Source organism: Agromyces sp. NPDC029043 (assembly GCF_055564615.1).
In genome coordinates this window covers 1-22748 of sequence record NZ_JBVHVX010000025.1, presented here as the reverse complement: position 1 = coordinate 22748, position 22748 = coordinate 1, and the positions used below count along the sequence as shown (strand labels likewise).

At 72.2% G+C, this 22748-nt stretch carries 22 protein-coding genes; 15 read left to right on the top strand and 7 right to left on the bottom strand.

Translation table 11 applies throughout. From position 1 onward, the window contains the following. Positions 1 to 22 precede the first annotated feature (22 nt). On the top strand, positions 23 to 1000 hold the full coding sequence (locus tag ACZ4TW_RS21560) for a ribose-phosphate diphosphokinase (protein WP_465546240.1): 978 nt from the start codon (positions 23 to 25) through the stop codon (positions 998 to 1000). Continuing rightward, positions 1000 to 2700, top strand: a complete 1701-nt coding sequence (locus ACZ4TW_RS21555; RefSeq protein WP_465546238.1) for a long-chain-fatty-acid--CoA ligase — start codon at positions 1000 to 1002, stop codon at positions 2698 to 2700. The genes ACZ4TW_RS21560 and ACZ4TW_RS21555 overlap by 1 nt, the downstream gene beginning before the upstream one ends. Before the next feature lie 15 nt (positions 2701 to 2715). On the opposite strand, the gene ACZ4TW_RS21550 is transcribed toward ACZ4TW_RS21555, so the two are convergent. The 5 genes from ACZ4TW_RS21550 to ACZ4TW_RS21530 all read right to left on the bottom strand — a co-directional run bounded on the left by ACZ4TW_RS21550 (position 2716) and on the right by ACZ4TW_RS21530 (position 6124). Continuing rightward, entirely contained in the window at positions 2716 to 3066 is a 351-nt protein-coding gene (locus tag ACZ4TW_RS21550) for a hypothetical protein (RefSeq protein ID WP_465546236.1), read from the bottom strand. Next, on the bottom strand, positions 3063 to 3404 hold the full coding sequence (locus ACZ4TW_RS21545; protein WP_465546234.1) for a DUF202 domain-containing protein: 342 nt from the start codon (positions 3402 to 3404) through the stop codon (positions 3063 to 3065). The genes ACZ4TW_RS21550 and ACZ4TW_RS21545 overlap by 4 nt, the downstream gene beginning before the upstream one ends. 8 nt (positions 3405 to 3412) lie before the next feature. Continuing rightward, positions 3413 to 3766, bottom strand: a complete 354-nt coding sequence (locus ACZ4TW_RS21540) for a YidH family protein (RefSeq protein ID WP_465546232.1) — start codon at positions 3764 to 3766, stop codon at positions 3413 to 3415. Between the two features lie 38 nt (positions 3767 to 3804). Further along, a complete protein-coding gene (gndA, locus tag ACZ4TW_RS21535) occupies positions 3805 to 5274 on the bottom strand; it encodes an NADP-dependent phosphogluconate dehydrogenase (protein WP_465546230.1) in 1470 nt (489 codons plus the stop codon). 130 nt (positions 5275 to 5404) lie between these two features. Next, entirely contained in the window at positions 5405 to 6124 is a 720-nt protein-coding gene (locus tag ACZ4TW_RS21530) for a FadR/GntR family transcriptional regulator (protein ID WP_465546228.1), read from the bottom strand. 244 nt (positions 6125 to 6368) lie between these two features. Here ACZ4TW_RS21530 and ACZ4TW_RS21525 point away from each other — a divergent pair, with 244 nt between their 5' ends. The 4 genes from ACZ4TW_RS21525 (at position 6369) to ACZ4TW_RS21510 (ending at position 8766) form a co-directional block, all read left to right on the top strand. After that, complete coding sequence (locus ACZ4TW_RS21525; RefSeq protein ID WP_465546226.1) at positions 6369 to 7013, top strand: 50S ribosomal protein L25/general stress protein Ctc; 645 nt, start codon at positions 6369 to 6371, stop codon at positions 7011 to 7013. Between the two features lie 113 nt (positions 7014 to 7126). Beyond that, positions 7127 to 7756, top strand: coding sequence for an aminoacyl-tRNA hydrolase (pth, locus tag ACZ4TW_RS21520; RefSeq protein ID WP_465546224.1), 630 nt, complete (start codon positions 7127 to 7129; stop codon positions 7754 to 7756). Between the two features lie 60 nt (positions 7757 to 7816). Continuing rightward, complete coding sequence (locus tag ACZ4TW_RS21515; RefSeq protein ID WP_465546223.1) at positions 7817 to 8362, top strand: hypothetical protein; 546 nt, start codon at positions 7817 to 7819, stop codon at positions 8360 to 8362. Beyond that, positions 8362 to 8766: a MerR family transcriptional regulator gene (locus ACZ4TW_RS21510; protein WP_465546221.1), complete on the top strand. Its 405-nt coding sequence runs from the start codon at positions 8362 to 8364 to the stop codon at positions 8764 to 8766. Before ACZ4TW_RS21515 ends, ACZ4TW_RS21510 begins: the two co-directional genes overlap by 1 nt. Here the strand turns inward: ACZ4TW_RS21510 and ACZ4TW_RS21505 are convergent. Then, entirely contained in the window at positions 8734 to 9453 is a 720-nt protein-coding gene (locus ACZ4TW_RS21505) for an RNase H family protein (protein WP_465546219.1), read from the bottom strand. The genes ACZ4TW_RS21510 and ACZ4TW_RS21505 overlap by 33 nt on opposite strands. Positions 9454 to 9592: 139 nt before the next feature. Between ACZ4TW_RS21505 and mfd the strand changes: the two genes are divergently transcribed. Further along, a complete protein-coding gene (gene mfd / locus ACZ4TW_RS21500; RefSeq protein ID WP_465546217.1) occupies positions 9593 to 13273 on the top strand; it encodes a transcription-repair coupling factor in 3681 nt (1226 codons plus the stop codon). 60 nt (positions 13274 to 13333) lie between these two features. On the opposite strand, the gene nhaA is transcribed toward mfd, so the two are convergent. Next, positions 13334 to 14536 (bottom strand): Na+/H+ antiporter NhaA, encoded by a 1203-nt coding sequence (nhaA, locus tag ACZ4TW_RS21495; protein WP_465546215.1) that lies wholly within the window; start codon positions 14534 to 14536, stop codon positions 13334 to 13336. A 168-nt stretch (positions 14537 to 14704) separates the two neighbouring features. Between nhaA and ACZ4TW_RS21490 the strand changes: the two genes are divergently transcribed. From ACZ4TW_RS21490 to ACZ4TW_RS21455, 8 genes are all read left to right on the top strand, one after another. After that, the gene (locus ACZ4TW_RS21490) at positions 14705 to 15424 is read left to right on the top strand and encodes a nucleoside triphosphate pyrophosphohydrolase (RefSeq protein WP_465546213.1); all 720 of its coding nucleotides are present in this window, start codon (positions 14705 to 14707) and stop codon (positions 15422 to 15424) included. A 64-nt stretch (positions 15425 to 15488) separates the two neighbouring features. Further along, on the top strand, positions 15489 to 15929 hold the full coding sequence (locus ACZ4TW_RS21485) for a hypothetical protein (RefSeq protein ID WP_465546211.1): 441 nt from the start codon (positions 15489 to 15491) through the stop codon (positions 15927 to 15929). Between the two features lie 83 nt (positions 15930 to 16012). Beyond that, positions 16013 to 17275, top strand: a complete 1263-nt coding sequence (gene hisS / locus ACZ4TW_RS21480; RefSeq protein ID WP_465546209.1) for a histidine--tRNA ligase — start codon at positions 16013 to 16015, stop codon at positions 17273 to 17275. Between the two features lie 111 nt (positions 17276 to 17386). After that, positions 17387 to 18667, top strand: coding sequence for a phosphopyruvate hydratase (gene eno / locus ACZ4TW_RS21475; protein WP_465546207.1), 1281 nt, complete (start codon positions 17387 to 17389; stop codon positions 18665 to 18667). Between the two features lie 77 nt (positions 18668 to 18744). Continuing rightward, positions 18745 to 19308 (top strand): FtsB family cell division protein, encoded by a 564-nt coding sequence (locus ACZ4TW_RS21470; RefSeq protein ID WP_465546205.1) that lies wholly within the window; start codon positions 18745 to 18747, stop codon positions 19306 to 19308. Then, complete coding sequence (locus ACZ4TW_RS21465) at positions 19305 to 19844, top strand: DUF501 domain-containing protein (RefSeq protein ID WP_465546203.1); 540 nt, start codon at positions 19305 to 19307, stop codon at positions 19842 to 19844. The genes ACZ4TW_RS21470 and ACZ4TW_RS21465 overlap by 4 nt, the downstream gene beginning before the upstream one ends. Beyond that, on the top strand, positions 19841 to 21136 hold the full coding sequence (locus ACZ4TW_RS21460) for a S8 family serine peptidase (protein ID WP_465546202.1): 1296 nt from the start codon (positions 19841 to 19843) through the stop codon (positions 21134 to 21136). Before ACZ4TW_RS21465 ends, ACZ4TW_RS21460 begins: the two co-directional genes overlap by 4 nt. A gap of 35 nt (positions 21137 to 21171) precedes the next feature. After that, positions 21172 to 22587 (top strand): NAD(P)/FAD-dependent oxidoreductase, encoded by a 1416-nt coding sequence (locus ACZ4TW_RS21455; protein ID WP_465546200.1) that lies wholly within the window; start codon positions 21172 to 21174, stop codon positions 22585 to 22587. Positions 22588 to 22748: the final 161 nt, after the last annotated feature.

Sequence of the window (22748 nt, the reverse complement as noted above, 5' to 3'; positions counted from 1 at the left end):
CCCGGTGGGAAGGACAGCACACATGTCGGGAATCGAGACCACCGGATCGAAGCGCCTCGTGCTGGTGTCCGGGCGCGCGCATCCCGAGCTCGCCGAGCAGATCGCGGTCGAACTCGGCACCGAGCTCATGCCCACCGACGCGCGCACCTTCGCGAACGGTGAGCTCTACGCCCGCTTCGACGAGAGCGTGCGCGGCACCGACGCGTTCGTGATCCAGTCGCACGCGGCGCCGATCAACGAGTGGCTCATGGAGCAGCTGATCATGGTCGACGCCCTCAAGCGGGCCTCGGCCAAGCGCATCACGGTGGTCTCCCCGTTCTATCCCTACGCCCGCCAGGACAAGAAGGGCCGTGGCCGCGAGCCGATCTCGGCGCGCCTCGTCGCCGACCTGTACAAGGCCGCGGGCGCCGACCGCATCATGTCGGTCGACCTGCACGCCGCCCAGATCCAGGGCTTCTTCGACGGCCCCGTCGACCACCTCTTCGCCATGCCCGTGCTGCTCGAGCACTTCCGCGAGCTGCTCGACCCGCAGACGCTCACGGTCGTCTCGCCCGACATGGGCCGCGTGCGCGTCGCCGACATCTGGAGCGACAAGCTCGGCGCGCCCCTCGCGATCATCCACAAGCGCCGCGACCCGCTCGTTCCGAACCAGGTCTCGGTGCACGAGATCGTCGGCACCGTCGAGGGCCGCGTGTGCCTGCTCGTCGACGACCTCATCGATACCGGCCGCACCATCGCGAAGGCCGCCGAGGCGCTGAAGAAGAACGGTGCGATCGGCGTCGTCGTCGCGGCCACGCACGCCGTGTTCTCGAACCCCGCGGTCGAGATCCTGCAGTCCGACGCGATCGACCGGGTCGTCGTCACCGACACGCTCCCCGTCCCGCCCGAGAAGCGTTGGGACCGGCTCACCGTCCTGCCCATCGCGCCGCTGCTCGCGCGCGCCATCCACGAGGTCTTCGACGACGGCTCGGTCACGAGCATGTTCGACGGGGCGGCCTGATGGCGGATGCCGCGGCGCGACCGTGGCTCGCCAGCTACGCGCCGGGCGTGCCGCATGAGCTGCCGGCGCCGACGGGGTCGCTCGTCGACCTGATCGAGGCCTCAGCCGCGGAGTATCCGGACCGTCCGGCGCTGGAGTTCTTCGGCCGCGTCACGAGCTACGCCGAGCTGCTCGAGCAGGTCGAGCGTGCGGCCGAGGGCCTGCGCCGGCTGGGCGTGCAGCAGGGTGACCCGGTGGGCATCGTCCTGCCGAACTGCCCGCAGCACGTCGTCGCGTTCTACGCGGTGCTGCGCCTCGGCGCGATCGTGGTCGAGCACAACCCGCTGTACACGCCGCGCGAGCTGCGGCACCAGTTCGAGGACCACGGCGCGCGGGTCGTCATCGCGTGGGACAAGGTCGTCGGCACCATCCAGGACTTCCCCGACGACCTGGCGATGCGTCACGTCGTGTCGGTCGACCTCACGCGCGCGATGCCGTTCACGACGCGGGCCGCGCTCCGGCTGCCGATCGCGAGGGCGCGCGAGGCGCGCGAGGCGCTCACCACGACCGTGCACGGCACGATCACCTGGCGCGAGCTCGTGGCATCCGACCGCATCGCCCCCCATATCCACGCGCCCGACGTCGGCGACGTGGCAGTGATCCAGTACACGAGCGGGACGACCGGCAACCCGAAGGGCGCGACGCTCACCCACGCGAACCTGCTCGCGAATGCTGCGCAGGCGCGCGCCTGGGTGCCCGAGATCGAGCGCGGCACGTCGGTCGTGTACGCCGTGCTGCCGATGTTCCATGCGTACGGGCTCACGCTGTGCCTCACGTTCGCAATGAGCATGGGGGCTCGCCTCGTGCTGTTCCCGCGCTTCGATCCCGACCTCGTGCTGAAGGTCGTGAAGAGGCGGCCGCCGACGTTCCTGCCCGCCGTGCCGCCGATCTACGAGCGGCTCACGAGGGCCGCGGTCGAGCAGGGCGTGTCGCTGCGCGGCATCCGCATCGCCATCTCGGGCGCCATGCCGCTCTCGGCCGACGTCGTCGAGCCATGGGAGGCGCAGACCGGCGGGTACCTCGTCGAGGGGTACGGCCTCTCGGAGTGCTCGCCCGTGCTGATCGCCAATCCCGTCGCGCCGACCCGTCGCGCCGGGACGGTCGGCCTGCCGCTGCCCGACACCGAGTGCCGCGTGGTCGACCCCGATCAGCCCGCGCACGACGTGCCGGCGGGCGAGCGGGGCGAGCTCGTGGTGCGCGGCCCGCAGGTGTTCCAGGGGTACTGGCACAAGCCCGAGGAGACCGCGGCGGTCTTCGTCGACGATCCCGCCGGGGGCGCGCCGTGGTTCCGTACGGGCGACATCGTCACGATCGACGAGGCCGGGTTCGTGACCATCGTCGATCGCATCAAGGAGCTCATCATCACGGGCGGCTTCAACGTCGCGCCGAGCGAGGTCGAGGAGGCGATCCGCCACCACCCCGACGTCGAGGACTGCGCCGTCGTCGGCCTGCCCGACGAGCGGTCGGGTGAGCAGGTCGTCGTCGCGGTCGTGCTGCGGCCGGGCGCGTCGCTCGACGCGGAGTCGATCCGGTCGCTGGCGCGCGAACGCCTCACCGCCTACAAGGTGCCGCGTCGCGTGGTGCAGGTCGACGACCTGCCGCGCTCGCTCATCGGCAAGGTCATCCGGCGCCAGGTCAAGGAGCGGCTGCTCGCGGAGTGACCGGCGACGCGGGGGCTACGTCGGGCGACCCGGCTCGGTGAATCGCGGCGCCGCGGGCATGAGCCCGAGGTTGCCGAGCAGCGTGTCGTGGCCGGCATCCGACGGGTGCGCGAAGCAGAGCCACCCGGGGCCGCCCTGCGCGAACAGGTCGAAGGCGACCGCGGACGACGCGCCGAGGTCGTACGCGTTCGCGTAGATCGCGCAGGCCCGCTCAGCCGCAGCGCGCGCGACGCCGACGGCGGAGAGCACGAGGGGGAGGAGCATCGCGCCGAGCGCGACGAGGACGACCACGCGCAGCATCCGCCGCCGGCGCTCGGTGCGCAGCGGACGGGAGTCCTCCTCGAACTCCGGATGCCAGTCGCTCATCCGCTGCCTCCTTCGACGAGCACCGAGACGATCCCGGCGAAGCTCGCCAGCACCGTTGCTCCGGCCACGCCGGGCAGCGCCCAGCGCGGCGGCGTGATCGTCAGGATATCCCCTGAGAGCTGGCGGCGCCTGATCGCCCCGACCGCGACCGCCGCGCCGGCGGCGGCGAACAGGAGCGCGCCGACCGCGACGAGCGAGGCCTCGCCGAGCACGAGGCCCGCGCGGAGCGAGAGCAGCGCGTTCACCGCGATGGCGAGCGACGTGCGACCCCAGGCGAGCGCCGTCCGCTCCGGTTGCAGGCCGGGATCACCGGTTGCGGGAACGCGGAGGGCGGGCACGGCCGGGTTCAGGACGCGATCAGGACGACGGTGAGCACCGCGGCCGTGAGCAGGCTGGTCGCGGCGAGCACGGGCAGCGCCCACCCGTACGGGAGGGGCCGCCCGTGCCGCATGGCGATCTCGTTGGCGCGCCAGCGCGTGTAGGCGATGACGCTGAGCGCGGTCGACACGATGCCGAGCCCGACCGCGACCACGACGAGCACCACGCGCGGTTCGAGCCCGGTCGCGAACTGGTGCAGGAGCACGCCGCCCGCGAGCAGCGCGAGCGCGGTGCGGATCCAGGCGAGGAAGGTGCGCTCGTTGGCGAGCGTGAACCGGTAGTCCGGGTCCTGCCCCTCCTCCTGCCACCTGGTCTTCCCCATGGTCGGCACCGCGCCCGCCCTGCTCAGACCGTCCGGCCTCAGTGCGAGGAGGGCGTGGTCTCGATCTCCGAGCGGTCGCCCGACCACAGCGTGTGGAACACGCCGGGCTTGTCGACGCGCTGGTAGGTGTGCGCGCCGAAGAAGTCGCGCTGGCCCTGCACGAGCGCGGCCGGCAGGCGGTCGGCGCGGAGGCCGTCGTAGTACGCGAGCGACGACGAGAACGCCGGGGTCGGGATGCCCGCGCCGGCGGCGACCTGCACGACGCGGCGCCAGCTGTCCTGTGCGCCGGCCACCGCATCGCGGAAGTAGGGCGCGGTCACGAGGGCGACGAGGCCCGGGTCGTCGGCGTAGGCCTCGGCGATTCGGTTGAGGAACCGCGCGCGGATGATGCAGCCCGCGCGCCAGATCTTGGCGATGTCGCCCTTGTGCACGTCCCAGCCGAACTGCTCGGCGCCCGCGACGATCTCGTCGAAGCCCTGCGAGTAGGCGATGATCTTCGACGCGTACAGCGCGCGGCGCACATCTTCCACGAACGCGTCGGCATCGTCCGGCGCAACCGTCCAATCGCCCGACGGGCCGGGCAGGTCGGCGGCGGCCTCGCGCTGCGCGCGCTTCGAGGAGAGGCTGCGTGCGAAGACGGCCTCGGCGATGCCCGAGACGGGGACGCCGAGGTCGAGCGCGTTCTGCACGGTCCACGCGCCCGTGCCCTTGGCGCCGGCCTCGTCGAGGATGACGTCGACGAGCGGCTGACCGGTCGCGGCATCCACCTGGCGCAGCACCTCGGCGGTGATCTCGATCAGGTAGCTCTCGAGCTCGCCGGTGTTCCACTCGGCGAAGATGTCGGCGATCTCGGCGGGGGACTTGCCGGTGCCCTGGCGGATGAGGTCGTACGCCTCGGCGATGAGCTGCATGTCGGCGTACTCGATGCCGTTGTGCACCATCTTGACGAAGTGACCGGCGCCGTCGGTGCCGACGTGGGTCACGCACGGCTCACCCTCGGCGACCGCGGCGATCGAGGCGAGGATCGGGCCGAGCGTCTCGTACGACTCGGCCGAGCCGCCGGGCATGATCGAGGGCCCGTTGAGCGCGCCCTCTTCGCCGCCGGAGATGCCGGCGCCCACGAAGTGGATGCCGGTCGGCGAGATCTCGGCCTCGCGACGGATCGTGTCGTGGAAGTTCGCGTTGCCGCCGTCGACGATGATGTCGCCCGGCTCGAAGCGCGACACGAGCTCGGAGATCACGGCGTCGGTGCCCTTGCCTGCCTGGACCATGATGATCGCGGTGCGGGGCTTGGCGAGCGAGGCGACGAACTGGTCGTAGCTCTCGGACGCGACGAAGCCGGCCTCGGGGTGCTCGGTGGTCAGCGTGCGCGTGCGCTCGGGGGAGCGGTTGAAGACCGCCACGGTGTTGCCCTCGCGGCTCGCGAGGTTGCGGGCCAGGTTGGAGCCCATCACGGCGAGTCCGACGACTCCGATGTTGGCGCTGGCTGGGGTGGTGCTCTCGGGCATGCTCGTGCTCCTGCGTCGGTGCGGTTTCCGGCACCACGCTAGCAGTCGGATGCCGGTCAAGAATCAGACGTCAATCAGTATGACACTCAATAAGTATGATTTATAAGTCGGATGGCTCAGGGTGACGTCGTCACGACACCGGCAGCGCCCGCGGGAGATCCCGCCACGTCCGCTCGACGTCGTCGGCCGTGCGGCCCAGCACGCGCAGCATCGCCTCGCGCGCCGCGTCGGACCGCCCCGCGAGGATCGCATCAGCGACGTCGACGTGCCACTGCATGGCGTCCTCGTTGGGGCGTGCCGGCATAAGCCCGCTCGACGTGCGGCCCCGCAGCACCTCGCCGACCGCGTCGCCGAGCGCCGCGAACATCTCGTTGCCCGAGGCGCGCAGCACCGTGCGGTGGAACTCCACGTCGAGCTCGAGGAACGCGGCGGCGTCGCCCGCGCGGCCCGCGGTCCGCATCGCCGCGGCGATCCGCATGAGCTCGCTCCCCAGCTCGGGCGGTGCGAACCGCGCGGCGAGCTCGGCCGCGACCGGCTCGACGGCCGTCCGCAACTCGGTCAGCGAGCGCAGCTGCCCGCCCTTCTGCTCGGACTCGAGCCGCCAGCGGATGATCGACGGGTCGAAGAGGTTCCACGAGCCGACGGGAAGCACCCGGATGCCGACGCGCTTGACGGTCTCGACGAGCCCGAGCGACTGCGCCACGCGCACCGCCTCGCGCACGACCGAGCGCGACACCCGCAGGTCGTCCTCGAGCGCGTCGGTGCGCAGCACCGTCCCGGCCGCGAGTTCCCCCGAGACGATCCGCGTGCCCAGGTGCTCGACGGCCAGGTCGTGCAGGCGGGAGCTCATGCGTCGAGGATATCGGCGCCCGTCGTCGGGGCTTCGGCTTCCCGTTCGGGCGCCGGCCGCGCCATCCGCTAGACTGGGCGATTGAACTTCGGCGAGGGATGTCGCCACCGCCCGGACCCGTCCGGGTGCGGCATCCGTGATCGACGCGGTGGAAGCGAGCTTCACGGCTGTTCCTCACGCGCATGCGTTCGAGTTGAAGACAGACACCCCACCCTGGGCCGCGAGCCCGCAAGGAGCCATCACCATGGACGAAGACAACAAGGTCGTCGCCGAGACGCGCGAGACGTTCGGCAAGGGCGCGGCGCGCAAGATCCGCGCCGCCGGCAAGATCCCGGCCGTGCTCTACGGCCACGGCACCGACCCCCGCCACCTCACGCTGCCGGGTCACCAGATCCTGCTGCTCGTGCGCAAGGCCAACGCCGTGCTCGAGCTCCAGATCGGCGGCACGTCCGAGCTCGCGCTCGTGAAGGACGTGCAGAAGGACCCGGTGCACCAGATCATCGAGCACCTCGACCTCATCGTCGTCAAGCGCGGCGAGAAGGTCCAGGTCGAGGTCCCGGTGCACGTCGAGGGCGAGCCCGCCTCCGGCACCATCGCCGACCTCGACGCGACCACCCTCTCGCTCGAGGTCGAGGCGACCCACATCCCCGAGAACGTCGTCGTCAGCGTCGAGGGCCTCGAGGACGGCACCAAGCTCTTCGCGAGCGACGTCGAGCTGCCCCAGGGCGCCGCGCTCCTCAGCGACCCCGAGACGCTCGTCATCAACGTGCACGTGCCGCAGAAGGTCGACCTGGGCGAGGAGGCCGAGGCCGCCGAGGGCGAAGAGGCCGCCGCAGCCGAGGGCGCCGAGGAGGCCGAGGAGGCCGCTTCGGAGGAGTCGGCCGAGTAGCCGACCGCGCTCCGTCGCCACCATCGCGAGGGCTCGCGGCGCCGCATCCGGGTACGCTCGGATCGCGGGGCCGCGGGCCCTTCGCCGTTCCCACCCACCAGCCCGGAGGCATCGTGAACCTGCTCGACCGCCTCCTGCACCGCCGGAAGGACGAGGTCGTGTCCGACAACACCTGGCTCGTGGTCGGCCTCGGCAACCCCGGCGCCCAGTACGCCGGCAACCGCCACAACGTCGGCCAGATGGTCGCCGACGAGCTCGCCGCACGCGTCGGTGCGGGCTTCAAGAGCCACAAGACACCCTCGCGGGTGGCCGAAGGGTTCCTCGGTCCGGGCCGGCCCAAGCTCGTGCTCGCCAAGCCCAACAGCTACATGAACACGTCGGGCGGCCCCGTCTCGGCGCTCCTGAAGTTCTACTCGCTCGGCGTCGACCGCCTCATCGTCGTGCACGACGAGCTCGACATCCCGTTCGACACCGTGCGCCTGAAGCTCGGCGGCGGGCACGGCGGCCACAACGGGCTGCGCGACATCCAGAAGGCCGCCGGGTCCGCCGACTTCACGCGCGTTCGCGTCGGCATCGGGCGCCCTCCCGGGCGCATGGATGCCGCGGACTACGTGCTGCGCGACTTCGCCGGGCCCGAGCGCGACGCGCTCCCGAACCTGCTGTCGGATGCCGCCGACGCCGTCGAGGCGGTCGTCGAGCAGGGGCTCGTGGCGGCGCAGCAGCGGTTCCACTCGCCGGCCTGAGGGCGAGCCGACGGCGCCCGACTTGACCCTGCACCGTGGTGCAGGGTCGACGATGTGGGCATGGACCACTCGAACACGCTCACGTCTCCTCCCGCGACCAGCGGCGCACGCCGTGCGACCCTGCCGGCCCTCGGCTCGTCCCGCGCCGACGTGCGGTTCGGTCGAGCCGGTGCGATCTACGACCTCGTCGTCACGGTCGCGTTCGCGACGCCCTGGACGGCCGCCATCATGCTCGACCTGCAGCGGTGGCTGCACACCGGACTCGGGGCGCCCGGCACCCAGCTTCCCGAATTCGGGCCGGTCGAGATGATGTTCGTCAACCTGGCCGGCACGGTGGTGACGATGTGGGCGATCGCGCGGATCCTCCACCCGGTGCCGGCGCTGGTCGCGATCGACACGCTCATCGGGCGCGTAGCGTTCTCCGCATGGATGATCGTCGCCTTGACCTCCGGAGGGAGCGCCGTGATCGCGGTGTTCCTCGTGCTGGAGGTGGTCTGGGCGACGCTGCAGGGAGCGGGCCTCCTGGCGGATCGGCGCACGGTGCGCGCTCGACGCGCTCGGGACGCTCAGGCGGCGACGCCCGAGCCGGTTCCGGCCCCGGCCTGATGCACACGTCCGACCTCGCGGCCGCGGCCGGCGTGCCGGTGAGCACCATCCGCTTCTACGAACGTCGCGGCCTCATCGCGGAGCCGGAGCGCAGTGCCGGCGGCTACCGGCGCTATCCCGAGGCGACGGCGGCGCGCGTGCGCTTCATCGGGCGCGCGAAGGCGCTCGGCTTCTCGCTGGCGGAGATCTCGGAGTTCCTCGAGCTCTCGGATCGCGGCGGCCCGCCGCCCGTCGGCGGCTTCGTGAGCGACCGCCTCGCAGACCTCGACCGGCGAGTCGACGACCTGCTCCGCGTGCGCGCCGCGCTCGTCTCGCTCTCGGATGCGCCGCCCGGGCCGGGGGAGTGCCCCGTGATCGACGCGCTCGGCCGGTCAGATGAGGCCGCGGAGGAACTCCTCGGGTGAGGTGCCGGCCGCACGGGCGCGTTCGACGAGCCGGGTGTGCTCCTCGGTCGTGAGCTCGAGCGCGAGGGTGGTCCAGTCGGCGGCGACCTCCTCGAAGTCGAACAGTGCGGCATCGGCCGGGCCGCGGTCGTCGGCCGCCGCGCCGTCGGCATCGATCTCGATCTCGGCCTCGAGCGCGACCTCGTCGGGAGACGGCGAGACCAGCGCGTCGACCGCGGGTTCGCAGGCGCCGCTCCAGCCGGGCCCGGCCGGGATGTCGCCGCCCCGCTGGTATGCGGTCGCGACCGCGCGCGCGCGCTCGTCGGCCGCCTCGTTCATGGGGTGCCCGGCGTGGCCGCGCACCCACTCGAAGCGGTAGCGCCGACCGCGGAGCGCCTCGTCGAGGCCCTGCATGAGCTCGAGGTTGAGCACGGGGGAGCCGTCGGCCTTGCGCCAGCCCTTGCGCTTCCAGTTCGGCATCCACTTCGTGAGCGCATTGATCACGTACTGGCTGTCGCACTGAACGAGCAGTTCCTCGTCGAGGTGCGCCGTGGCGCGGAACAGCTCGAGCACCGCCGTGAGCTCGCCCTGGTTGTTCGTGCCGCGTGGCCAGCCGCCGGCCGCCCAGCACGAGTCGTCGACGTACCAGGCCCAGCCGGCGGGGCCGGGATTGCCGAGCGCGGAACCGTCGGCGGCGGCGATGATCATGCGGGTCCTTCCGGTCGGGCGGTGGCCGGTCGTGGCGGCGCGCACCATGCTAGCGGCGGCCCCGGACGTCGAGCGGACGGGCCGTGCGACGGAGAGGTGCGACCGGAGCGATGTCAGGGGGCGCGCGTAGACTGCTCCGGTGATCCTGCAGGGCTTGAACACGGCGCTTTCGCGCGCCTCGACGATCGACCGAGCCCTCGCCGAGGCCGAGCGCAACGCCGACTTCTCAGCGCCCGCCGGCCTCGACGCGCCGCTGCTGGCGGGCCTGCTCGCACGCCGCGCGGCCGCGGGGCGACCGCCGGCGCTGTTCGCGATCACGGCGACCAGCCGCGAGGGCGAGGCGCTCCGCGCGTCGCTCGAGCCGTACCTCGACGATGCCGAGATCCTCGAGTTCCCCGCATGGGAGACGTTGCCGCACGAGCGGCTGAGCCCGTCGGCCGAGACGGTCGGCCGACGGCTGCACGCGCTGCGCCGCCTGCGCGAGTGGTCGACGGATGGCGCGCGGCCGCGCCATCCGCTCGTCGTGGTCGCGTCGGTGCGGGCGGCGTTGCAGCCCGTGGCCGACAACCTCGGCGACCTCGCGCCGATCGAGCTCGTCGCGGGCGGTCGGGGGTACAACCTGCCCGAGATCTCGGCGCGTCTCGTCGACCTCGCGTACGCGCGCGTCGACATGGTGTCGCGACGCGGCGAGTTCGCCATGCGCGGCGGCATCCTCGACGTGTTCCCGCCCACCGCCGACCATCCGGTCCGCGTCGACTTCTTCGGCGACGAGGTCGAGGAACTCCGGGCCTTCTCGGTCGCCGACCAGCGCTCGCTTCCCGACCGCGTCGAGCGCGTCTCGCTCGCACCGAGCCGCGAGCTGCTGCTCACCGAGCCGGTGCGCCAGCGGGCGCGTGAGATGGTGCACGAGTTCCCGAGCCTGTCGGGCATGCTCGAGAAGATCGCCGAGGGCATCCCGGTCGAGGGCATGGAGTCGCTCGCACCGGCGTTGCTCGAGCGGCTCGTGCCCGTGACCTCGTACCTGCCCGACGGAGCGGCGGTCGCGGTGCTCGCGCCCGAGCGCGTCGCCTCGCGCGCGGTGAGCCTCGCAGAGACCAACCGCGAGTTCCTCGCGGCCGCGTGGAACGCCGCGACGGCGGGTGCGGCGGCGCCCATCGACCTCGCCGCCGGCGACTTCCTGACGCTCCGCGAGCTCCGCGAGTCGGCGCTCTTCAGCGCGCCGGGCGAGCCCGATCCGCAGCGCGCGTGGTGGACCTTCTCGAGCTTCGATCAGGGCGACGCGGCCGAGGCGATCGGCGAGACGGGCGCCGAGGCCGACGCCGCGTACGTGCGCGTGGCCGCGACGAGCGTGCCGAGCTTCCAGGGCAACGTCGAGGGTGCGGTCGCCCACGTGGCCGAGCGGCTCCGCGACGGATGGAGCCTCGTCGTCGCCGCGGCGGGCCACGGCCTCGTCGAGCGCGCCCGCGACGTGCTCGCCGAGCACGGGCTCGCGGGCCGGCTCGTCGACTCCGTCCCCGATGAGCTCGAGCCGGGCGTGGCGTTCCTCGTGCAGGCGCAGGCTACCGCAGGGTTCGAGGTGCCCGAGGCCAAGCTCGGCCTGATCGCCGAGTCCGAGTTCTACGGCCGCTCCGCCGGGTACGACACGCGCCAGGTGAAGAAGCTCGCGAGCCGGCGCCGCAACGTCGTCGACCCGCTCCAGCTGAAGCCCGGCGATCACGTCGTGCACTCCACGCACGGCATCGGCCGCTTCGTCGAGCTCGTGCAGCGCGAGGTCGCGACGGGCACGCGGCCCACCGGGCCGAGCCGCACCGCCGGCATCCGGCAGGCGCCGACCGCCGTGCGAGAGTACGTGGTGCTCGAGTACGCGCCGTCCAAGCGCGGGCAGGCCGGCGACCGGCTCTACGTGCCGATGGACCAGCTCGACCTGCTCTCCCGCTACGTCGGCGGCGAGGCGCCCAGCCTGTCGAAGATGGGCGGGAGCGACTGGGCGCAGGCGAAGAGCCGTGCCCGCAAGGCGGTGCGCGACATCGCGGTCGAGCTCGTGAAGCTGTACTCGGCGCGCATGGCCGCCAAGGGCCACGCATTCGGACCCGACACCCCGTGGCAGCACGAGCTCGAAGAGGCGTTCCCCTACGCCGAGACCCCCGACCAGCTGCAGACCATCGACGAGGTCAAGGCCGATATGCAGCGGCCGATCCCGATGGACCGCCTGCTCGCCGGCGATGTCGGCTTCGGCAAGACCGAGGTCGCCGTGCGGGCGGCCTTCAAGGCCATCCAGGATGGCAAGCAGGTCGCGATGCTCGTCCCGACGACCCTGCTCGTCAAGCAGCACCTCGAGACCTTCTCCGAGCGCTTCGCCGGGTTCCCCGTGCACGTCCGGGCGCTCTCCCGGTTCCAGACCGACCGGGAGGTGCGCGAGACCGTCGCCGGCCTCGCCGACGGCACGGTCGACATGGTCATCGGCACGCACCGCATCCTGACCGAGAAGGTGCGGTTCAAGGATCTGGGGCTGCTCATCATCGACGAGGAACAGCGGTTCGGCGTCGAGCACAAGGACCAGCTGAAGAAGCTCAAGACCAACGTCGACATCCTCGCGATGAGCGCGACGCCGATCCCGCGCACGCTCGAGATGGCCGTCACCGGCATCCGCGAGATGTCCACGCTCGCGACGCCCCCTGAAGACCGCCATCCGATCCTCACGTTCGTCGGGCCGTACTCCGACCAGCAGGTCGGCGCGGCGATCCGCCGCGAGCTGCTCCGCGAGGGCCAGGTGTTCTTCGTGCACAACCGCGTCTCGTCGATCAACCGGGTCGCCGCGCAGCTCGCCGAGCTCGTGCCCGAGGCGCGGATCGCGGTGGCTCACGGCCAGCTGAACGAGCACGTGCTCGAGCAGATCGTGGTCGACTTCTGGGAGCGCAAGTTCGACGTGCTCGTCTCGACCACCATCATCGAGACCGGCCTCGACATCTCGAACGCGAACACGATCATCATCGACCGCGCCGACAAGTACGGGCTCTCACAGCTCCACCAGCTGCGCGGCCGTGTCGGCCGCGGTCGCGAGCGCGCCTACGCGTACTTCCTCTACGACCCCGCGAAGCCGCTCTCCGAGACCGCGCACGACCGGCTCGAGACGATCTCGGCGAACAACGAGCTCGGCGGCGGCATGCAGATCGCGCTGAAGGATCTCGAGATCCGCGGCGCGGGCAACCTGCTCGGCGCCGAGCAGGCCGGCCACATCGCGGGCGTCGGCTTCGACCTGTACCTGCGCATGATCGGCGAGGCGGTCAACGCGTTCCGCGGCGAGGTCGCCGAGGGGCAGACCGAGCTCCGGCTCGAGCTGCCCGTCGACGCGCACATCCCCGAGGAGTACGTCGACTCCGAGCGACTCCGCCTCGAGGCGTACCAGAAGCTGTCGGCCGCGAGCGGCCCGGCGGCGAAGGAGGGCCAGATCGACCTCGTCGTCGAGGAGCTCGTCGACCGCTACGGCGAACCGCCCGAGGCGGTCGAGCACCTCGTGGCCATCTCGCGCCTGCGGCGGAAGGCGCAGCTCGCCGGGCTCTCCGACGTGATCGCGACCGGATCGAAGCTGCGCATCGCCCCGGCGAAGCTGCCCGACTCGCGTCGCGTGCGCCTCGAGCGCATGTACCCCGGTGCGAAGCTCTTCCCGCAGAACGACGTGATCCTGGTGCCGTTCCCCACCCCTGGCGGTGAGGCGCCGGGCGACGCCGACCTCATCGAGTGGGTCTCGAACCTCATCGGCGTGATCTTCCCCGCCGAGCCGGTCGCCGTCGAGGGAGCCGCCACCGCGACCGCGGGCTGAGGGCGGCGCGGGGCCGACCCGGCGGCCCGGCCGGCGACGACGCGCTCGTCGTGGCGCCGCTCAGCGCGAGAGCGCTCCGCCGACCCCGCGCGCCGCGCCTCGCGCGCGGTAGGCGCGCGACTTCAGGCTCACGATGACGGCCGAGATCACCACGGCGACGCCCGAGCCGAGCAGCACCGCGACCGTGCCCTGGTCGACCACCTCGGGGAACTCGCGGAACGCGAGCTCGTTCATGAGCAGCGACACCGTGAATCCGATGCCGCCGAGCGCTCCCACCGTCGCCAGGTCGGACCAGGTGAGCGGCTTCGTCCCCGTGCGCCGGTGCACGACGAGCGTCGCCAGGCCGCCGATCAGGGTGATGCCCACGATCTTGCCCACGGGCAGGCCCACGAGGATGCCCCAGAACGCCGGGTCGAGCTCGCTCGGGCTCACCTGCGGGATGGCGACCAGCGCGGCGGAGAATGCGAACAGGGGCAGGATCACCGCGTTCGACCAGGGCTCGAGCGCGTGCACGGCCCGGCCGGCCGGACGACGCGACATGACGAGGCCGAGCATCACGCCCGCGATCGTCGCGTGCACGCCCGAGAGGTACACGAAGCTCCAGGTGAGCACGGCCAGCGCGCACAGGACCGCGATGATCGGCCATTGCGCGCGCCGCGCGAGCACGTAGGGCGAACGCGGGCGCAGCAGGCGGCTCGTCATGCCGAACACGGTCACCGTGATCGCGGCGAAGCCGAGGAAGGTCAGGTCGGCGTCGGCCGTGAAGAAGAACGCGATGATCAGGATGGCGATGAGGTCGTCGAGCACGGCGAGGGCGAGCAGGAAGACCCGCACGCGGGTCGGGATGAACCGGCCGAACATGGCCAGCACGCCGAGCGCGAACGCGATGTCGGTCGCGGTCGGCACGGGCCAGCCGTCGGCGGTCGGCCCGCTGCCCGCGAACGCGAGGAACACGAGCGCCGGCACCACCACGCCGCCGATCGCCGCGACGGCCGGGAGGGCGGCCTTCGCGAAGCCGTTGAGCTCGCCGATGACCAGCTCGCGCCGCAGCTCGACCGCGACGATGAAGAAGAAGATCGCGAGCAGCCCGTCGCTGATCCAGTGGCCGACCGAGAGGTCGAGCGGGGTGAACGGCACCGCGAGATGCAGGTGCTTGAGATCGAGCAGGGCGGGCCCGCTCGCGAGGTTCGCGAGCAGCAGCCCGAGGATGGCGGCGGCGAGCAGGAGCGACGCGGAGACGCGCTCGGACCGGAGGACGTTCATGGCACCTCGGCGGGGTCGGGGCGGCGGGCGGAACCGCGCGCGGAACGGTGACGACGCGAACGCGTCGGCCGACCAGACTTCCCGGCACCCCTGCGATCCACCCTACCGGGTGGCGCGGTTAGGCTCGCAGCGAGGGCCGGTCGCACGGCCCACGAGAGGCGGTGCGGGATGACGCGCTCGAGCGGGCACGGGACCGGCGAGCGGGAGCACCGCCGGAGTGCGACGGATGCCGCGACGGCCGGGGCCGCGCCCGGCGACGGCCTGCTCGAGCTCGTCGCCATGGTCGGCCGGCTCCGCGGGCCGGGCGGCTGCCCGTGGGACGCCGACCAGACGCACGAGTCGCTCGTGCAGTACCTCGTCGAGGAGTGCTGGGAGCTCATCGACGCGATCGAGTCCGGCTCCCGTGAGGAGATGATCGAGGAGCTCGGCGACGTGCTCTACCAGGTCCTGTTCCACGCCGACCTCGCTGCGCACACCCCGGGCGAGGACTACGACATCGACGACGTGGCCCGGCACATGACCGCGAAGATGGTGGCGCGTCATCCGCACGTCTTCGGCGACCGGGAGGCCGAGACCGCCGCCGACGTCGTCGCGTTCTGGGACGACCTCAAGGCCAGCGAGAAGCCGCACCGCACGAGCGTGCTCGACGGCGTGCCGCAGGGCATGCCCGCGCTGGCGCTCGCGCAGAAGCTGCTCGGCAAGGCCGAGAAGGTGGGAGTGACCCGCGACGCGACGGATGCCGCGCACGCGCCGGGCAGCGAGGAGGCCCTCGGCGACACGCTGATCGCGCTCGTCGCATCGGCCCGGGCGCAGGGCCTCGACGCCGAGCGGGCGCTGCGCGGCGCCATCCGCTCGCTGCAGGAGGACGTGCGGGCCGCCGAGGCCTGACGCGCCCGAGCCGACGGGTCGCAAGGCCCGTGACGTTCGCGGTGCGTCGGCGTAGCCTCCGGTCATGGCCATCGAATCCCGGGAGCTGCACGAGTTCTTCGCCCGCTATGGCGCCGCGCTCGAGAACTTCGACGCGCGGACCGCCGCCGCCCTGTGGGGGCCGCCCCGCGCGATGCTCGCCGACCCGTTCGCCGGCTCGCTCGACTCGGAGGACGCGGTCGCCGGGGCGCTCGAGCAGTCGTATCCGCTGTACAAGCGGCTCGGCCTGGCGGGCGTCGAGTTCGACGTGCTGGAGGAGGTGCCGCTCACCGAGCGGATCACGCGGGCCCGTGTCCGCTGGCACTTCCTCGACGCCGAGGGCGAGCGGATGTCGCGGAGCGACTACGAGTACTACGTGCAGGAGGACGATCGCGGCGAGCTGACGGTGCGGTTCGCGCTCGGCATCGACGACGCGGAACGGCTCGCCGAGCTCATGCACCGCAAGGGCCTCGACGTGCCGAGCTGAGCGGCGTGGTACTCGCGCTCGCGTCGGCACCGAGCCAGTGGGCGGTGCGGGCGGCGCCATCCGCTGCTGGAAGAATGGACCGCATGGCCCAACCCGTGACGCCCCCGCGCGGCATGCGCGACTTCCTGCCCGCCGAGAAGGCCCGCCGCGAGCACGCGCTCTCGGTGATCCGCGGGGTGTACGCGACGCACGGGTTCGACGAGATCGAGACGCCCGTCATGGAGGACTCGTCGCGCCTGCACGCGGGTCTCGGCGGCGACAACGAGAAGCTCGCGTTCGCCGTCATGAAGCGGGGCCTGACGCCCGACGACCTCGCGGCGGCCGCGGCATCCGGCGACGCGCTCGCCCTCGCCGACCTGGGCCTGCGCTACGACCTCACGGTGCCGCTCGCCCGCTTCTACGCGACCCACCGGGCGGCGCTGCCGCCCGTGTTCCGCGCCATCCAGATCGCGCCCGTCTGGCGGGCCGAACGCCCGCAGAAGGGGCGATACCGGCAGTTCGTGCAGTGCGACATCGACATCATCGGCGAGGCCGGCCCGCTCGCCGAGCTCGAGCTGCTCACGGCGACCGTGGCCGCGCTCGACGCGCTCGGGCTCGAGGGGTGCCGCATCCGGCTCAACGACCGGCGCATCCTCGCCGCGATCCTCTCGTCGTGGGGCGTACCCGACGACCTGCGCGAGCGCGCGCTCATCACGATCGACAAGCTCGACAAGATCGGACCCGACGGGGTCGCGGCCGAGCTCGCGACGCTGGGCGTCGACCGGCCCGGTGTCGCCGACGAGCTGCGGGCGCTCGCCGCGGCCGACTGGCACCTGCTCGACGGCGTCGTGCCCCCGCCCGCGTGGCTCGACCACGCGGCGTACCGCGACCTCATCGCGCTGCGCGACGCGGTCCCGGGCACCGGCATCGACTTCGACCCGACGCTCGTGCGCGGCATGGGCTACTACACGGGCACCATCTTCGAGATCGCGCACCCTGACCACGGCTACTCCCTGGGCGGCGGCGGCCGGTACGACCACATGATCGGGCGGTTCCTCGGGCAGGAGGTGCCCGCGTGCGGGTTCTCCATCGGGTTCGAGCGGATCGTCGACCTGCTCGCCGTGCGCGACGAGGGCCGGCCGCGGTCGGTCGTGCTCGTGTACGACCCCGATGTCGAGCCCGCAGAGCTCCTCGGGCTGAAGCACGAGCTCGTGGCATCCGGCATGCGCGTGCGCTTCGAGCGCCGGGCGAAGAACCTGCGCGGACTCCTCGAGCGCGTGACGGGCGACGGCTTCGACGCCTGGGCGACCGTGACCGCCGAGACGACGGATGCCACGTCGCTCGCGTTCCGCGACCTAGACGCCTGACCGGGCGAGCCTGACGACATACGTGAGACGGGCTCGGAAGCAGGGTCCTAGACTGTCCTGCGGGCCACGACGGAGTCGTCCACGCACACCCCCATCACAGAGGAGTTCACTGTGGCATTCATCGAAGCTGTCGGCGCACGGGAGATCCTGGATTCGCGCGGCAACCCCACGGTCGAGGTCGAGGTCCTGCTCGACGACGGCACCGTCTCGCGGGCCGCGGTGCCCTCGGGTGCCTCGACCGGCGCGTTCGAGGCGTACGAGCTGCGCGACGGCGACAACGACCGCTACCTCGGCAAGGGCGTGCAGAAGGCGGTCGACGCCGTGCTCGACGAGCTCGGCCCGGCGATCGAGGACCTCGACGCGACTGACCAGCGCGTCGTCGACCAGGCCCTGAAGGACGCCGACGGCACCGACAACAAGGGCCGCCTCGGCGCCAATGCCATCCTCGGCGTGAGCCTCGCCGTCGCGAAGGCCGCCGCCGACTCCGCCGACCTGCCGCTGTTCCGCTACCTCGGCGGCCCCAACGCGCACGTGCTGCCCGTCCCGATGATGAACATCATCAACGGCGGCGCGCACGCCGACACCGGTGTCGACATCCAGGAGTTCATGGTGCTGCCCATCGGGGCCGACACCTACTCCGAGGGCCTCCGCTGGGGCGTCGAGACCTACCACGCGCTGAAGAGCCTGCTGAAGTCGAAGGGCCTCTCGACCGGGCTCGGCGACGAGGGCGGCTTCGCGCCCGACCTCGCGAACAACCGCGCCGCGCTCGACCTGATCGCCGAGGCGATCGGCAAGGCCGGCTTCACGCTCGGCACCGACATCGCACTCGGCCTGGATGTCGCGGCGACGGAGTTCTTCGAGAACGGCGTGTACCGCTTCGAGGGCCAGGACCGCAGCGCGGCCGAGATGAACGCGTACTACAGCGAGCTCGCCGACGCGTACCCGCTCATCTCGATCGAGGACCCGCTGGCCGAGGACGACTGGGACGGCTGGGCCGAGCTCACCTCGACGCTCGGCACCAAGCTCCAGCTCGTCGGCGACGACCTGTTCGTCACCAACCCGACGCGGCTCGCCGACGGCATCGGCCGCCAGGTCGGCAACTCGATCCTCGTGAAGGTCAACCAGATCGGCACCCTCACCGAGACGCTCGACGCGGTCGGCCTCGCGCAGCGCGCCGGGTACACCGCGGTGCTCTCGCACCGCTCGGGCGAGACCGAGGACACGACGATCGCCGACCTCGCCGTGGCCACCGACTGCGGCCAGATCAAGACGGGCGCGCCCGCCCGGTCCGAGCGGGTCGCCAAGTACAATCAGCTTCTGAGGATCGAAGAAGAGCTCGGCGAGGCCGCGGTGTACGCGGGCCGCACGGCGTTCCCGCGCTTCACGGCGTAACGAGTCCGAGAGACGCTCGACGGGGGCGGCCAGCGGCCGCCCCCGTCGGTCGTTTCCCGGTGAGGTTGAGGAGGACGATGAACGCCGCACGTCGTCCCGCGCGCACCGCACCGAAGGCGCCGCAGTCGCCGCAGAAGGAGACGCCCAAGCCGCGCCAGTCGGTCCCGCAGGTCGCGTCGGCCTGGCTGTCGGGCATCCGCTTCTCGGGCTTCTCGATCATCATGATGGGCGTACTCGTGCTCGCCGTGGTCGTGCTCGCACCCAGCATCGCCGAGTACGCCGAGCAGCGGCAGCAGATCGCCGAGCTCAGGGCCGAGGTCGCGCGCCAGGAGGCCGCGGTCGCCGAACTCGCCGAGGAGCGCGAGCGCTGGAACGACGAGACGTTCATCGTCACGCAGGCGCGCGAGCGGCTCTACTACGTGCGCCCCGGCGAGGTGAGCTACCTCGTCATCGACGACCGCACGGTGCCGTCGGCCGCCTCGCTCGAACGCTCGGTCTCCGCCGAGGTCACCGAGCTCCGCGGCGACTGGATGCAGACGATGCTGCGGTCGATGATGGCGGCGGGGCTGACACCGGCCGCCGGCGGCGCCCCCGACCCGACGGCACCCGCCGACACGCCCACCGACGAGGGGACCCGATGACCCGTCCGCCGTTCGAACCGGTCTCAGAGCGCGACATCCGCATCGTCTCGGCGCAGCTCGGCCGCCCCGCGCGCGACGTCGTCGGCATCGCCGCCCGCTGCGTGTGCGGCGCGCCGACCGTCGTCTCGACCGCCCCGCGCCTGTCCGACGGCACGCCGTTCCCCACGTTCTACTACCTCACGCATCCGGTCGCCACGGCGTCGATGTCGTTCCTCGAGGCGGCGCAGCTCATGGTCGAGTTCACCGAGCTGCTCGAGCGCGACCCCGAGGTGCGCGCCGCCTACGAGGCCGCGCACCGGCAGTACCTCGAGGACCGCGAGTCGATCGCCGTGGTCGCCGAGATCGCGGGCATCTCGGCCGGCGGCATGCCCACGCGCGTGAAGTGCCTGCACGCCCTCGCCGGCCAGGCACTCGCCGCCGGACCGGGCGTGAACCCGATCGGCGACCTCGCACTCGAACGGTCGAGCTGGTCGCCCGAGGTGTGCCGGTGCCCCGACTACGGCGTCGACGATCTCATCGCCCCGGGGTCCGCGTGACCCGCCGGCCCGCCCGCTCCGATCCGCGTCACCGCCGATGGTGGCGCGCCGGGGCCGGCGTCGTGCTCGCGGCCGCGTTCGCCGTGGCGGGCACCTCGCCCGCGCACGCCGACACCGTGCGCGACCTCGAGTACTGGCTGAACGACTACGGCTTCACGACCGCGTGGACCGCCTCGCGCGGCGAGGGCGTCACGGTCGCGGTGATCGACACCGGAGTGAACGGCGAGGTCGCCGAGCTCGCCGGCGTCGTCGTCGGCGGCACGGATGTCTCGGGCCTCGGCGCTCCCGACGGACAGACGCCCGTCGGCGAGGAGAGCGAGCACGGCACCATGGTGGCGTCGCTGCTGGCGGGCCGCGGCACGGGCGAGGGCAACGGCGTCATCGGGGTCGCACCGCAAGCCGACCTGCTGACGGTGTCGGTGGCGTTCGGGCAGGACACCGGCTCCGACAAGACGAACGACGAGCAGATCGCCGAGGCCGTGCGGTGGTCGGTCGACAACGGCGCCGACGTCATCAACATGTCGCTCACGCGCAACACGCGCGACTGGCCAGAGAGCTGGGATGACGCGTTCCGCTACGCGTTCGAGAACGATGTCGTCGTGGTCGCCGCGGCCGGCAACCGAGGGTCGGGTACCAGCGAGGTCGGCGCTCCGGCGACGATCCCCGGGGTGCTCGCCGTCGCCGGAGTCGACCGGGAGCAGAACGCGAGCTTCGACGCGAGTTCGCAGGGCATCACGATCGCCGTGTCGGCGCCGAGCGAGGACCTCGTCGGCGTGCTGCCCGACGGCAGCTACGTGCAGTGGTCGGGCACCAGCGCGGCCGCGCCGCTCGTGTCGGGCCTCGTCGCCCTCGTGCGGTCGGAGTACCCCGAGCTCGACGCCGCGAACGTCATCAATCGACTCATTCGCACCGCCGACCCGAAGGGAGAGGCCGTCCCGAGCCCGCTCTACGGATACGGCATCATCGACCCCGTCGCGGCCCTCACCGAGGAGGTCGAGGCCGTCGAGGCCAATCCGCTCGGCAGCCTCGAGGACTGGATCCGCGTGCATCGGCGGGCCGACCTGCCCGAGGACGACGGCGGCGGCATCGACGAGTCCCAGGAGATCGTGCCGATCGCCGACCCGCCGCCGCCCCGCGCCGACAGCGCGAAGACGCTCCTCCCGACCGCGTGGACGCTCGCCTATATCACGGTCCCGCTCTCGCTGGTCGCGGGATTTGGTACGCTAGCAGCGCTGTTGGGCATCGGCGCCACTCGGCATATCAGGCGGACCTCGCGCACCGGCTCGCGCTGACCGCAGTCATCACAGATCCAAGGAGTCCATTCACCGTGCCCAAGATTCTCATCGTCGGTGGCGGCTACGCAGGCTTCTACACGGCGTGGAAGCTCGAGAAGTGGCTGCGACCCGGCGAGGCCGAGGTGACGGTCGTCGACCCGCTGCCGTACATGACGTACCAGCCGTTCCTTCCCGAGGTCGCCGCGGGCTCGATCGAGCCGCGCCACTCGGTCGTCGCGCTGCGCCGCCACCTCAAGAAGACCACGGTGGTCACGGCCAAGGTCACCGGCATCGACCACGCGTCGAAGACCGCGACCATCACGCCCGAGGTCGGCGAGCCGTGGCAGTTCGACTACGACGTCATCGTCGTGACGGGCGGCGCGGTGTCGCGCACGTTCCCGATCCCCGGCATCGCCGACAACGCCATCGGGCTGAAGACGGTCGAGGAGGCCGTCGCCATCCGCGACCGCGTGCTCACCAACTTCGACAAGGCCGCGAACCTGCCGGCGGGCCCCGCGCGCGACCGCCTGCTCACGTTCGTCGTCGTCGGCGGCGGCTTCGCCGGCATCGAGGTGTTCGCCGAGCTCCGCTCGTTCGCCAGCGCGCTGCTCGAGTACTACCCGCAGCTGACCTTCGACGACACGCACTTCCACCTCATCGAGGCGATGGGCCGCATCATGCCCGAGGTGTCGCTGCCGACCAGCCACTGGGTCATCAAGCACCTCGCACAGCGCGGCGCCGAGATCCACCTCGACACGCAGTTGACGAGCGCGGTCGACGGCCGCATCGAGCTGTCCACGGGCGAGACCTTCGAGTCCGACCTCATCGTCTGGACCGCCGGCGTCATGGCGAACCCCGCCATCGTCCGCACGAGCGACCTGCCGGTCGAGGAGCGCGGCCGCATCAAGGCTCGCGCCGACCTCCGCGTGGGCGACGAGGACGACATCGTGCCCGACGCCTGGGCTGCCGGCGACATCGCGGCCGTGCCCGACCTCACGGGCGGCGGCGTCGGCGGCTACTGCGTGCCCAACGCGCAGCACGCCGTGCGCCAGGGCAAGCTGCTCGCCAAGAACATCGTCGCGGTCCTCCGCGGCGAGGAGCCGCGGAACTACTTCCACAAGAACCTCGGCGCGGTCGCCGGCCTCGGCGTCGGCTCCGGCGCGTTCCAGTCGGGCAAGATCGCGATCACGGGCCTCCTCGCCTGGTTCGCGCACCGCGGCTACCACGGCCTCGCGATGCCGACGTGGGAGCGCAAGTTCCGCGTCTTCTGGGGTTGGTGGAACAACTTCTGGCTTCGTCGCGACATCGTCTCGCTCGCCGCGGTGCAGCAGCCGCGCGCGGTGTTCGAGCAGTTCGCCGCCCGGCCGAAGCCGGCCGGCGAGGTCGCCGCGCCCGCTGCTCCGGCGAAGGCCGATGCCAAGGCGGTTCCGGCGAAGAAGACGCCCGCGAAGGCCGTCGCGGCGAAGTGATCGCCCCTATGCTGTGACGGGGGGGGGGGGGGGGGGGGGGGGGGGGGGGTGGCGGCGGGAGGGGGGGGGGGGGGGGGGGGGGGGGGGTGAGGGGGGGGGGGGGGAGGGGGGGGGGGAAGGGGGGGGGGGGGGCGACCGCCGCCTCGACGGGGCCCGCGAGC

What these genes read in the sequence shown, in the direction of transcription:
- ACZ4TW_RS21515 (WP_465546223.1), top strand. Translation starts at nt 7,817, where the DNA reads ATGGACCACTCGAACACGCTCACGTCTCCTCCCGCGACCAGCGGCGCA.
- hisS (WP_465546209.1), top strand. Translation starts at nt 16,013, where the DNA reads ATGGCCCAACCCGTGACGCCCCCGCGCGGCATGCGCGACTTCCTGCCC.
- ACZ4TW_RS21485 (WP_465546211.1), top strand. Translation starts at nt 15,489, where the DNA reads ATGGCCATCGAATCCCGGGAGCTGCACGAGTTCTTCGCCCGCTATGGC.
- ACZ4TW_RS21540 (WP_465546232.1), bottom strand. Translation starts at nt 3,766, where the DNA reads ATGGGGAAGACCAGGTGGCAGGAGGAGGGGCAGGACCCGGACTACCGG.
- ACZ4TW_RS21490 (WP_465546213.1), top strand. Translation starts at nt 14,705, where the DNA reads ATGACGCGCTCGAGCGGGCACGGGACCGGCGAGCGGGAGCACCGCCGG.
- ACZ4TW_RS21505 (WP_465546219.1), bottom strand. Translation starts at nt 9,453, where the DNA reads ATGATCATCGCCGCCGCCGACGGTTCCGCGCTCGGCAATCCCGGCCCC.
- ACZ4TW_RS21510 (WP_465546221.1), top strand. Translation starts at nt 8,362, where the DNA reads ATGCACACGTCCGACCTCGCGGCCGCGGCCGGCGTGCCGGTGAGCACC.
- ACZ4TW_RS21555 (WP_465546238.1), top strand. Translation starts at nt 1,000, where the DNA reads ATGGCGGATGCCGCGGCGCGACCGTGGCTCGCCAGCTACGCGCCGGGC.
- ACZ4TW_RS21530 (WP_465546228.1), bottom strand. Translation starts at nt 6,124, where the DNA reads ATGAGCTCCCGCCTGCACGACCTGGCCGTCGAGCACCTGGGCACGCGG.
- ACZ4TW_RS21560 (WP_465546240.1), top strand. Translation starts at nt 23, where the DNA reads ATGTCGGGAATCGAGACCACCGGATCGAAGCGCCTCGTGCTGGTGTCC.
- ACZ4TW_RS21470 (WP_465546205.1), top strand. Translation starts at nt 18,745, where the DNA reads ATGAACGCCGCACGTCGTCCCGCGCGCACCGCACCGAAGGCGCCGCAG.
- ACZ4TW_RS21550 (WP_465546236.1), bottom strand. Translation starts at nt 3,066, where the DNA reads ATGAGCGACTGGCATCCGGAGTTCGAGGAGGACTCCCGTCCGCTGCGC.
- ACZ4TW_RS21525 (WP_465546226.1), top strand. Translation starts at nt 6,369, where the DNA reads ATGGACGAAGACAACAAGGTCGTCGCCGAGACGCGCGAGACGTTCGGC.
- ACZ4TW_RS21465 (WP_465546203.1), top strand. Translation starts at nt 19,305, where the DNA reads ATGACCCGTCCGCCGTTCGAACCGGTCTCAGAGCGCGACATCCGCATC.
- gndA (WP_465546230.1), bottom strand. Translation starts at nt 5,274, where the DNA reads ATGCCCGAGAGCACCACCCCAGCCAGCGCCAACATCGGAGTCGTCGGA.
- nhaA (WP_465546215.1), bottom strand. Translation starts at nt 14,536, where the DNA reads ATGAACGTCCTCCGGTCCGAGCGCGTCTCCGCGTCGCTCCTGCTCGCC.